Source organism: Nostoc sp. UHCC 0251 (assembly GCF_034932245.1).
In the GTDB taxonomy this organism is placed as follows: domain Bacteria; phylum Cyanobacteriota; class Cyanobacteriia; order Cyanobacteriales; family Nostocaceae; genus Nostoc.
This window is the reverse complement of sequence record NZ_JAYGHD010000002.1, coordinates 1-11,911: the sequence shown is the minus strand read 5'-3', so window position 1 is coordinate 11,911 and position 11,911 is coordinate 1. Positions and strand designations below refer to the sequence as shown.

At 37.3% G+C, this 11,911-nt stretch carries 6 protein-coding genes and 1 pseudogene; 5 read left to right on the top strand and 2 right to left on the bottom strand.

The genetic code is table 11. The annotated features are described in order from the left end of the window. The first annotated feature begins 128 nt into the window (after window positions 1-128). Window positions 129-4,358, top strand: a complete 4,230-nt coding sequence (locus VB740_RS00430) for a Hachiman antiphage defense system protein HamA (RefSeq protein ID WP_323198139.1) — start codon at window positions 129-131, stop codon at window positions 4,356-4,358. Window positions 4,359-4,690: 332 nt separating this feature from the next. Here the strand turns inward: VB740_RS00430 and VB740_RS00425 are convergent, their stop codons facing one another. Continuing rightward, window positions 4,691-8,062, bottom strand: coding sequence for a hypothetical protein (locus VB740_RS00425; RefSeq protein WP_323198138.1), 3,372 nt, complete (start codon window positions 8,060-8,062; stop codon window positions 4,691-4,693). A gap of 252 nt (window positions 8,063-8,314) precedes the next feature. On the opposite strand from VB740_RS00425, the gene VB740_RS00420 reads away from it, so the two are divergent. Continuing rightward, window positions 8,315-8,641 (top strand): hypothetical protein, encoded by a 327-nt coding sequence (locus VB740_RS00420; protein WP_193920945.1) that lies wholly within the window; start codon window positions 8,315-8,317, stop codon window positions 8,639-8,641. A gap of 129 nt (window positions 8,642-8,770) precedes the next feature. Here VB740_RS00420 and VB740_RS00415 read toward each other — a convergent pair whose 3' ends face one another. Then, window positions 8,771-9,913 carry a hybrid sensor histidine kinase/response regulator gene (locus VB740_RS00415; protein WP_323198137.1) on the bottom strand — a complete coding sequence of 381 codons (1,143 nt, stop codon included), beginning with the start codon at window positions 9,911-9,913 and terminating at the stop codon, window positions 8,771-8,773. A 751-nt stretch (window positions 9,914-10,664) separates the two neighbouring features. Here VB740_RS00415 and VB740_RS00410 point away from each other — a divergent pair. From VB740_RS00410 to VB740_RS00400, 3 genes and pseudogenes are all read left to right on the top strand, one after another. Continuing rightward, the gene (locus tag VB740_RS00410; protein WP_323198136.1) at window positions 10,665-11,384 is read left to right on the top strand and encodes a response regulator transcription factor; all 720 of its coding nucleotides are present in this window, start codon (window positions 10,665-10,667) and stop codon (window positions 11,382-11,384) included. Between the two features lie 137 nt (window positions 11,385-11,521). Then, window positions 11,522-11,716, top strand: a complete 195-nt coding sequence (locus VB740_RS00405) for a transposase DNA-binding-containing protein (RefSeq protein ID WP_323198135.1) — start codon at window positions 11,522-11,524, stop codon at window positions 11,714-11,716. After that, window positions 11,698-11,911 (top strand): annotated as a pseudogene (locus VB740_RS00400) (IS4 family transposase); the annotation flags it as partial. The gene VB740_RS00405 and the pseudogene VB740_RS00400, both read left to right, overlap by 19 nt.

The window sequence follows — 11,911 nt, the reverse complement described above, 5'->3', positions numbered from 1 at the left end:
CCATAGCGAACTGAGAATGACTAGACTAGTATTAGTTATATATATAACTAATTTTTTAATCTTTGCAGAGCTTTATCCAGAAAAATAGTATCTAAATCAATTTTTTTTCAACGAGCGTAAGTAAATTAATGGAAATTTTTCAGCACTTTAAAAATAATCTTGTTTTAAATTCTGAGCAAATATTACTTAAGGAAGTTAAAGGTCAAAAAATTTCTCCCAGGGATACCGCTCAATTTATCAGTCATTTAAATTTGTTACTCACTTACTTCTGCCGTCACCCACAGAGAATTATTAAAGAAATAGAAAACCTAAAGGAAGATGGTTTAAGAGCGATAATTTCCAATTTACATAAACTTGCTAATGGCAACGAAAAAGTTTGGCATGGCAATATAGGTGAGGCCATCGCTACTGCTTATGTTTTAAGTTGTACAAATTATAGGGTTCCAGTTTTCAAGCTTAGACTCTCTCCTAATAGAAAAATGTCTATGCATGGAGACGATTTATTAGGTTTTGAATTTACTAAAGAGGGCAATCCAAAAGCATTACTTGTCCTGGAAGCAAAAAATTATCAATCTACTCCTAGTCAGGCAGTAAAAAAAGCAACTGAAGACTTACTAGCAGTAAAAAATACTTCCCCGACTCTCTTCGATTTTATTATTAATCAACTCTATGAAAGAAATGACTATAATAAAGCTAGGTTGATAGAAAATTTTCTAAATGAATATAATTATATTTATGTCACTGAATATATTGCTTTTGTAATTACCGAAGAAAAATTTTGGAAAGATACTCATTTTCAAGGAGTATGTAATCATCCTGCAACACCTCTAAAAATCATTCCTTTTTTAATACCTAACTGGAAAATACATCAGGAAAGTCTAGCCCATTACTCTCAGGTCATGGATAGTAATCAGGAGTTAATTACACCTGTAGTTGAGGGAAAAGATGTTATAGAAGAAGTTAACCTTCTTTTAGATAATCTAGTTTTTAAAAATCATCAAAGTCAGCTTGCATCTGCGGCATTATCTTCCGATTTAAAAATTATTGGCAGAGAAAAAATTAAATATGAATTCGAGCAATTCAAGTTAGAGAATGCAGCTAAATATTTAACATATTCGGCTTTTAGAGTGATGCAAGAATTCCCCTCTCAATCTGAAGATATTTTAAAAGAGGCAGCAACCCTATATGAGAGACTGGCAATTTGGAAACTTGAAAATAACAATATAGAGGGGGCAATTAAGCATATAATTGATGGAGCTATTTTATATAGTATTGCAGGATATAATGCTAACGCCAAAGTTTTAATGGAAAAAATTATTAATCGAGAAGATATACCTCTTCATATCGTCCAAGATAATTCTTACATATTTTTAAGTTATTTCATTTCAGGGAAGTTAGCAAAACTACAGGATGCCTTAGCAAAATTTTTCTTTGAATTTAAAAATGATACAGCATCTTCTGTGTCTGCAACAGAAGAAGAATGGATGGAATTAGTTACAGATAAAATTACTATTACTGGCACTTGGTTAATTGCTAGATCATTTGCGAACACACTACAGTTTTTAAGGACAGGAGAAGATTCTCTTTTAGAAAAAATTGAATATTACTTTAAAGCTGCTGCCAATCAGTTCACAATCATTAGTGATTATAGTTCTTATAACTTGGCAAATTCTCTAAGTATTTACTTTAACAAGTTAAGACAAAGCTATACTCAAAAAATAATCGTATCCAATTTAGAAAAAATAGATAATGACTGGAAAATTTACCTACGTTTAATTAGTACACTTGGTAGATTTCCAATGATGACTTTATGGAAATCTCAAAAAAAAGCATTAAGTGAAGGAATACTAGGAGATAAATCATTAATAATATCAATGCCCACAAGCGCAGGTAAAACTAAAACCGTAGAATTAGCTATTTATAAATCACTCAAAGATAACCCCGATAAAATTTGTATTTACGTAGTTCCTTCCAGGGCTTTAGCGTCAGAAGTTGAAGAGAGTCTCTCAAAGAGTTTATCAAAATTAGGTATTGGAGTATCTATTTTGTATGGAGGATATGAATTTAGTCCTTTTGAAGAAGATATTATTCAAGATAATCAAGTATTTGTTCTAACTCCTGAAAAATTAGACCTGATCATTAGAAACAATGAAAAGTTTAAAAATAAACTATCTTTAATAATAATTGATGAAGTACACGATGCTGCTTCTGCTAACAAAAGAAGCTTCCGAACGGAGTTAATTTTTAGTAGATTATTTTATATTGCTGAGAAAAACCAAGTAAGAATTATTTGCTTATCTGCGGTAATAGACAATCCTTCTGATTTTGCTAAATGGATATCCGGTGATGAAAATAATAAAATTGAAATCGAATGGAGACCTACTAACCAAAGATTTGGTTTGTTTGAGTGGCATAGTTTTTCTAAAAATCTACTTAGTGCTAGAGTAAAATATCAGCCTTTGGATAACAAATACCCGTCTGAAGATTTTTATGTTCCATTACGTTTCAAGTGGAATAAGCAAGAATTTAGTGATACCAGAAAAATTGCAGTCGTATCCAAATTAGCAAGTTATTATTCGCAAACTGGGCCTACACTTGTATTTACTACTACAAAAGAACTGGTTGAATCAATATCAGATAAGTTACTAGATTTTAATAATTTATTAAACTCATCCGAAATCAATTCTTTAGCTTTATCAAATCGAGAAAAATTAGCAAGAGCCTGTGAAGCTATCCTTGGTTCTGGTCACAAGTTAGCTAGAGCTATTAGAGCAGGTTTTGGCTATCATCATGGTGAATTACCTCGAAGTGTAAGAAGAATTGTTGAAAATGGTGTAAAAAATAATATTCTTTTACTAATAATATGTACTACAACACTGTCTCAAGGAGTTAATCTCCCTATAAAAAATGTAATTGTTCATTCCTCTCCTTACAATAAGTTATCAACCTCTCAAATCTGTAACGCAATTGGAAGAGCAGGTCGAGCAGGTTTTGAAACTGAAGGTCACATAATTTTTTGTAATTCAGATGATATGCAAAAGTTTTTAAACGAAAATAGAAGGGAAAAAGCCCAAAGTTTTATTTTATCCGGTATGAAAACACTTATTGATTTTAGATTATCTTCTCTTGAAACTGTCGATAATTTTCTTGAAGAATGGGCATTATGTTCTACATCTCAGTTTAGAAAAGAAGGAGGTGATTATAGTGAATGGGGGACAATAAAGAAAAATAATGCAAATAAGAACAAAGAGGAAATTTTATCTACTTTGGATTCTCAATTGTTAGCATGGCTATTTGAAACAGTTATCGATGAAGTTTCAGATGAAGTAATAACTAATATCTTTAATAAAATGTTATTTTCTGTTCAAAATCTTGATACATTCCAGGTAATAGAATGTTTTAAAACAGGAATTAAGAATCGAATAATAGCAGTCAAAAATAAAATAACTGAAATTCCGAAGAGAAAGCTATTTAATACTACAGGATTATCTATTAATAGTAATGAAATTATCAGTGTGTATGCTCAAAAGTTGAGAGATACAATTAATGACTACATGGATATTGAGACATTACCTGTTAATTTTTGGAAGGAAACATTTAATATCTTTCAAACTATCCCTGAGTTATCCGACTTAGGGAAGGATAAAAACAAGGTTAAAATATTATTAGATTGGATACAAGGAAAAACTTATAAAGAAATAGCAGACACCTATTTCGACAGCAATATTGAAAAAGCTGTAAAAAGAATTGAGAGTATGGTTTATACTCTACCTTGGGGTCTGAATTCACTAATTCAACATTTAAGGTTTTACTTGGGCGATAATAATTTACCCCCAATTTTTATAAATCTAGTATCTTTTGCTTCTAATGGTGTATCGAATCTTGCTGCTGTCTATGCTATTAACTTAGGGATACATGATAGAGAAATTGCTATTTTAATAGGTGAAGCATACCGTACTGACAATAAAACTCTGGAGTTCAAACTTTTTAAAGAATGGATACTGGAATTAAATTTAGAACAATGGAATAGCTTTTTCATCGAAAAAAATATTGATGATTACAGGATTTTGGATTGTTTCAATAAAGTACAATCTAAACAAACATCACTTATTAATCAAAAAGAAATATTAGAATTTTCTGTTGTTGGCAATCAATTTACTAATAGTATGAAGTTTGACAAATTAATTATTGTTAAATATGAAAATGAATTTTATTTAAGCACGTATGACTATGAAGAAAATTGGAAATTAATGGGGGAAAATATTGAAAGGCTGACCGAATTAGATAGGCAAATGAATGATTTAGTAGTTGATAACATTAATCAGGAAAGGGAAATTGTTACTATTAGGATATACTAATTATCAGACCTGAATTTTGACCGTTGTCCGCACAATGGGATTAGATGAACGGAAGGAAGTTATGGAAATTGTGATCATTTGGTAACAGGAAGGTGCAGAAGCTGAACGAATAAAAGTCATTTCGGGGCTTTTGAAGTTACGATTTGGTAATTAATTTAGATGCTGATTTAAAAGGCATTATTCCTGCTTTGTTACAGTTGTCATCGGATGAATATATAGATTCACTCTTGCAGGCTGACCGTAAGGAATTATTATCGCGGTTTCAAAGGTAATCGTAATTTGAGAACAAGGGGTGTACTATTTAGTACATTTACAGAATCTTCTTTGCAACTTCAGTTCAACTCTATATCCTGACTGCTAACATGGTGTCCATTGTTTGATAACTCATGTTTTCTATGAAGTAATCGCTCTCTCTTTAAAATCATATCTTCTAACTCATTTGCGGCTGCTTCTGAAAGTGGAAATATTTCCTCACCCGTCTGGAGATTGCCTCGACAAATCGTCCGCTTATCTTCATTTCGCACAATAAAATCACCACTGGGTTGCACATAAGCAGTCCAATGGCTACCAATCTTAAACTGCTCAATTTCATTAGTTGCAGATTGATTGGCTTGTCGCTGTTCGTAGGTAGTAGCGATCGCCCCTACTAAATTATCAAACATTTCTTTACGCCAGAGTTCACGGTGAATGGCTCGGAATTGCCCAGCAGTATCTAACTTTGGTTCTGATTCCAGTAATGGAACTTCTGGCAGATTGATTGACTCAGGATTAACCTTGAGGATAATACTAGAGCCATCTGGCTGCAAATTAGCTGCAAATGTAGCACCAATTGGTAGTTTCGGACTGTCAGGAGCAAAAGTGCCTAAATTCTTGCCATCGATCTGTAATATTGGTGTACCGTTGTAACGATAATGCTCTGGGTGTGATTCGGGTAACTCAAAAACTCCTACTTCCAAAGTAACGCTGCGCTTTTTCCATTGCTTACTAGCAAAGTTTTCATTGGCGAAGTGATTGTATTTGATACCCAACACTTTAATTTCATCAAACTGAAAATCCTGAAGCTGTTGACATACTTCCTCTGTAAACAGGTTATATGCCAAAGCACCAACACCTGAATCCTGACGTGATGTTGCCCAACTATGATCTGCTGGCGGGATAATTCTCAAATCCTTCGGAATATTAAGTTCATCTAAATCGTTAATGTTTTCGCCAAATTTAGCTGCTAATTTATCAACTACTTTGGGGGATAAGTCTTTCAAAGCAAATTCAATCAGAGGTAATTGAGGATGAATCGTGGCATCAAATTTAATTCCCTTTTGTTCTAAAGATTCTTTCCATTTAATAGCACCTGCACCGAAAGGAACACTCAAAACATAAATATCCTGTGGTAATGCAACGCTGGGCAGTTCATAATCGTGTTCAAACGAAAACGTAATTTTCATCTGTTCTGCCAGCTTTAAACAGTCTTTGCGATGCCGATCTAATTCTGGACGGGTGTGTTGTGTGTGCCACAGTGCCGCCGCCCCTTCTCTGCGAGACGCTACGCATTGGCGGAGTTTGTCCGCACGACTTACAAATCGTTCCTCTGAAGTGGGGAATGATTCATCAATTTCCGCCCGATAGCTTTCGTAGAGCTTCCCTAGTTCCTCATTAAAGGCTTCCCTGTCATCTCCCACCCGTTCCTTAATTTCGTCTCTAGCTTGCTGAAACCTTGTTTTCAGTTCTTCTGCCCATTCCAAGGCATCTACAGATAGCGTCTCTTTAGGAAAGAGGTAGCGAAACTCGTGCCTATCTCTGCTGCGAATGCGTGTTGGTTCCCACAAAGGATTGACTACAACTCTTGCAATGACGTTGATTGAGCCGGGAGCATCCGCAGGCATGGCAAAGGAGCGATAAAGCCGTTCATCTTTTTTAAAGTCAAAGAAGTAACTGGGGTGAGACTCTGACCATTTTTTGGCATCGGCGAGCAAATTTTCCCCACCTATTTCTTTGATATCTTCCAATCTTTCTGCACTTTTGGGCGAATCTACCTCAACCTGAAGTGCCTGAAATAAACGGTTTAGTAGCTTCCTTTGTTGTCTGCCAAATCGCTCCACATTCTCACCGTCTTGGGGCATTGATGACTGTACACGCCCAATATTTGTTGCTACCAGCCCAACTTTATTTTGACTGCTGGCAGCAGCAATCTCTGCTAAATTTTTGTATTTTAAGTTGCCTTCTTCGTCTGTAATTTCCGTATACGCTAGCTTAGGGCGTTGTTTAACTGGCTCAAATCTTCCCGGTTCACCTGCGCGAAGAGTTTCTTGAGCAATATTAGGCAGTTTACTAGCAGAACTGACCATTAATTGGTCGCCGTCAAAATCGGCTTGGTGGTATTCCTCGGCATCCTTGGGGTGAATCCAAACTACGTTGCGAGTTTTTTTTAATTCTGGATCGTGGATGTTTTGGTAGAGGCGGATGTTGTCTGAGTTGACGATGGGGTAACGGGTGAGAATGACATCTCCTTCCGGTAGATGGGGTACACAGATTGTGCCACGAGTTAGGCGATCGCATGGCATTGCCATACCCGAATTATGGTTGTATCCTCCCTTAATCGCTAAGTCACGCCATTGATTGGCTATGTAATCGGTGGCAAACTTGCGGAATTTAGGGGTTTCAATCAATTGACCATATTTATCGCTACGTAATAAGGAAATCCAGCGAGATTCCTGTGCTTGATTGTTAGGACTACCCTCAATTTCGTTTAAAGCTTCTTCTGACTGCTCTTGCTGCGATCGTTGTTGTTTGTCATATTGTTGGATGATATATTTTGCCAACACCAAGGGATTGCGCTGCAACTCGGCAAGTTCTCTAGCTTTTTCTTCGGTGGGTTTACTCAAATCTTGTTTGACTGCTTCTTCTGAGTACCAAATGGTAAATTGCCAACTATTATCGTAGCTGGTAGCTTTGGCGTTACCTCGATTACCGATTACCGCTTGGGGAAACTTATAGTCACCGCAGGGTATTAAGTTTTTGAGTTCTGACTTTTTAATGCCTTTAATTGAGGAACGATCCATAATAATGTCGTAGCCTTTAGCATCAGTCAAATTGGCATCGGGTAGGAAAGTACCTTTGGATAAGAAGCTGGTTTTTGGGCACTCGAAATTATCTGGTTCAGCCCAATTACTTCTCCAGGCAAACCGAAATTGGAATGGACAATTGCCTTCTCCTCCCAATTGTTTGGCAAGTTGGGGCGAAATCTTGCCGTGACAGTCTCCTGTTTTATAATGAGCATACTGTGGGTCTTCAAAGTCCACAATTTTAACTCGCAGCCCTGTAAAAGTTTCTGAGCCTTTGTAGCAATTGCTAACTAGCAAAGAACCATAGCGACAGGCAGTATCTGGTTCTGTAGCGAATAAGCGTCTAATTTTTTTATGCAGTGAACCATCAGCAAAGTAATAACTATTGCCAGAACTGAAAGCTAACTTGCGTCGGATTCCATCCTGAAAGGTTCTTTGTCTTAAATGGTTGGCATCTGGATTTTTACTGTCAATTTTAACCAGTAGTAGAGATTGTAAATCTTCTGCTTCAAACATCTGTTCGAGCAGAGAATTTTTAATGATTTCTGGTTCAGATAAATATCTCCCCTTACCATTGTTATACGACCCATCAAAGATAGGTATACTCAAACCAGAACCTTCTAAGACTCTAGTGGTTAAATCCATTACCAATCATCTATTAGATAGCTTATCTAGCAAGCATGAGACTCCAATATTCACCTTGGCACGAAATTACACTCAATAAAATCATCCAAGTGGATAATTTACTGATTTCATGACAGACGGTATTTTATACGGTATTAGCTCTGCTAGCAGACTTCCAAGAAAGTTAAATAGCTGAACAGTGCTTTTAATCGTATTATCATTTTTCCCCTGTGTTACTCAAGCTACACAATTTTGAAGCTACCACTAAATTTTATGAATAAAAGAATTCAACGGCTAGAAGATGGTTTATTAGTAATGCTTTATGACGATGACCCAGATTCGCCAGGAGATGAGTTGATCACTCCTTCTGATGATATATCCCAAGATGAGCATTACCCCGAATATGCTCATCTCAAACCTGGTGAAAGCATAATAATTAAGGAAAATCCTATCAAACCTACATCAGGTTTTTATTATCCAAGTGGATATGAAGATTTAAATGAATTTCTCAATAGCGATCCTGGGGCAATTGATAGACTAAGTGATGAAAGTTCAACTACTCGTGGTTGGCGTCCACCTGAACCAGATGAATCTTGGTAAAACTTCCCTTAAGAGGCACGCATTAATAAGTTACCTTTTTGAATAGCTGAAAGCCTTGATTATCAATTTTTTTGATAAAGTAGGTAGATTATTTAGGTACAAATTATTAAGCTCAATTTTCCAAATTTTTTATGCTGATAACATTTTTGAATAAGCTGTTTGCACAGGTAAATAAACTGTGAAGATACTGCCTTTACCAACAGTCGATAAAACAGAAATATTTCCCTGATGGGCTTCAACAATTTGACGGGACAAATATAATCCTAAACCGTTCCCCCGGCGTTGATGCTTGCCCTGTCGAAAGCGATCAAATAAGAGTAATTGTTCTTCTGGATTCATGCCAATACCTGTATCCTCTACTTCAATCGTTACCCCTTGAACAGTGGAATTGAGGCGAACTTCTACTGACCCAGCATCACTGAAGCGAATGGCGTTACCAACTAAGTTAGTGAGGAGTCGGCGTAGTTCCAGGCGATCGCCTCTAACCCTAAGTAAAGAAGCTTCAGTACCCTCTGTCAAGACAGCTTTGAGAGTTAAATGTTTAACATTAGCCAAAGGCATTAGTTCTTGCACTACTTGCTGACATAATTCCCACAGGTCAACCACAAAGAAATCCAAAGTTTTGCCTCCAGCTTCATACTGGTAAACTTCTAATAAGGTATCGACCATTGACAACAAAGTTTGGTTACTCTGAGCCATTTGTTCTAAAGATTCACGCATTGCTGATAAGGTATTGCCAAAAACTCCTCTTTGCAGCAACTTTAGGAATTGGTCAGCAGCTATCAACGGAGTTCGCAGGTCGTGAGTGAGGCGGGTCACAAAATCTTCCCGTCGCTGAATGAGGAACAGTTGTTCGTCCATACTGTGTTTCAGTCTCAACAAAGCCCGCACCCTGGCAAGTAATTCCTTCTTATCTACAGGCTTGCGAATAAATTCATCTGCACCTGCATCTAAACCTTTAACGACACTTGATTTTTCAGAACCTGTCACCAGCAAAATTGGGATAAAAGGTAAGTTTGAGTTGTGCTTAATTTGTCGGGTAACTTCATAGCCATCCATATCTGGCATCACTACATCAAGCAGTACCAAATCGGGAGGAGATTCGGCAATTTTTAGCAATGCTTCAGCACCACTGTCGGCTATGATCACGTTGTATCCCTTCAGCTTTAAAGTGACTTGCAGCAAGCGGAGGCTGTCAGCTGAGTCATCCACCAGCAGAATTCTTTGTTTTCTTTCTTCTGAAGTTATATTCCAAGATAAAGTGTTCTTCATAAAACGCCTTTAATAAACCTAATCCCTTCCGAGTAGAGAAATAGTAGTCAAGCTAAGTTTAGTTGGGAAAAGTGTAATTTCAAGCGCCATGCTAACCACTAAGCGGCGATTAACATTCATCAAAATTTTCTAAAACTCAAGGCATTGTTCAACCTAATTACTAATTCGTAATACTCGCCTCCAGCGAGAAACAAGGTACGTAATTTGTAATTAATAAACTGCTTATAGTCTCCCATTTTTACAGGTCGCAACCTTATGGTTGGGGTGTAATTTTACATCCATAACGTAATTACTAATTCGTAATTACGAATTGTTAATCTGGCTATGTTATGTGTAAGAGCCAGGGTTGTCGCTATAAATAAGCTACATCCTCCTGTAAGTGTGATGTGGACACAAGTCAGAATAAACTGTATTGGTTTCAGTTTAACTTCAGTGCTTTTATATTTTTTTATACTTTAGGAAGATTTTTTCAGAGAATTTTCAGATTAAACGATGTCCATTTTGAACACTGGAGCTTTTTCAACAGCCAGTTGAGATATGTAGCCTTTAATATATGAACTTTTCAGCCAATACTGTAAAAACTACTGGTTTCAACCTGAATGAGGTTTAATAACATTGAAATGCCGCTTTCCATCTCAATAGCCACATTTTGGCTGAATAGCTAAAATTTTTCGTCCAATGGAGTAATCCTTTCCTTGAAACCATATTCGACAGTTAAAAAAGTATAGTTACCAAGCTGCTGAGGTAAATGATGGTAGATATTCGAGTAGCAATTATTGAAGACCATAGCTTAACGCGGATTGGGATGCGTAGTTCTCTCAACGAGCAAGAAGGTATTCAAGTCGTGGGTGATGAAGCTACAGCGTCTAATGGGTTGAAACTGCTCCAAAGTACAAAACCAGACATAGCGATCGTTGATATTGGCTTGCCGGATAGAGACGGAATATGGCTGGTGCAGCAGTTTCGGGAATCTCTAGTGTCGGAAACAGCAGCACAGACTAAATTTTTGATGCTCACTTCGTTTGCCAAAGAGCAGATGGTACTGGCAGCGTTTGCAGCCGGGGCAGACTCTTACTGTGTGAAGACAATTAAGTTCGAGTTGTTGCTGGAAGCGCTGCATATCACCTATGAAGGTCAGTCTTGGATTGATCCAGCGATCGCTCGTATTGTTCTCAAGCATACTCGTCAAGGAGCGGCGGCTGCGGTAAAACCGAATGCTACTCAAACGGTGACGATCTCTGCAATTGATCCAGAGCAAGCAAGCATTCTGCAAGCAGATCCATTGACAAATCGGGAACTGGAAGTCTTAGAGTTAATTGTCCAAGGCTATAGCAATAACGAGATTGCCCAGAAACTCTATCTCAGCTTGGGAAGTGTAAAAGTATATGTGCGTGGGGTTTTGAACAAGCTTTGTGCAAGCGATCGCACTCAAGCGGCTGTATTAGCGTTGCGGGCTGGTTTGCTTAATTGAAGTCACTGTACAGAAGCAGCTGTACAGTGCTCTGACTTTTCCCGTTAAGTCTTGAAAGAGTTACTGGTAAAGGATTTGAGAAACAGCACAGCAAATACGGTACAGTAATTGAAATCGGGTGCTAAAGGTAACAAGCAATGCTGGACTGGTGGGAGAAAAATTTTGCAACCTTAGAACTGGGCGATCGCCGATTAAATGAGCGTGCAATGTCGATAGGCTATGCGCTAAATCAAGGATTCGGCAAAGGACTGTCAGAAATATTCAGTAGTGGAACAGTACTCAAGAGAGCCTATGAGTTTTTGCCAATCCAAAAGTGCAATTTTCAAGCGTAATTGAGCCGCACTGCCAAATGACGGCGGAAAATGTTGCAGCACAAGACCTGGTGCTGTGTGTTGGAGATACAACTTTTCTTGATTATGGCAGTATTAAGGCTAAAAAAGAAGGGTATGGGCCAATTGGTAAGGGCGGTAACGGTTTAATATTACACAGTGCCTTAGCGATAGAGCCTGAGAAAGGTCAATCCATAG

Bases quoted from the DNA above. Each gene is read 5' to 3' on its own strand.
- VB740_RS00425 (WP_323198138.1), bottom strand. From the start codon at position 8,062: ATGGATTTAACCACTAGAGTCTTAGAAGGTTCTGGTTTGAGTATACCT.
- VB740_RS00410 (WP_323198136.1), top strand. From the start codon at position 10,665: ATGGTAGATATTCGAGTAGCAATTATTGAAGACCATAGCTTAACGCGG.
- VB740_RS00405 (WP_323198135.1), top strand. From the start codon at position 11,522: ATGCTGGACTGGTGGGAGAAAAATTTTGCAACCTTAGAACTGGGCGAT.
- VB740_RS00430 (WP_323198139.1), top strand. From the start codon at position 129: ATGGAAATTTTTCAGCACTTTAAAAATAATCTTGTTTTAAATTCTGAG.
- VB740_RS00415 (WP_323198137.1), bottom strand. From the start codon at position 9,913: ATGAAGAACACTTTATCTTGGAATATAACTTCAGAAGAAAGAAAACAA.
- VB740_RS00420 (WP_193920945.1), top strand. From the start codon at position 8,315: ATGAATAAAAGAATTCAACGGCTAGAAGATGGTTTATTAGTAATGCTT.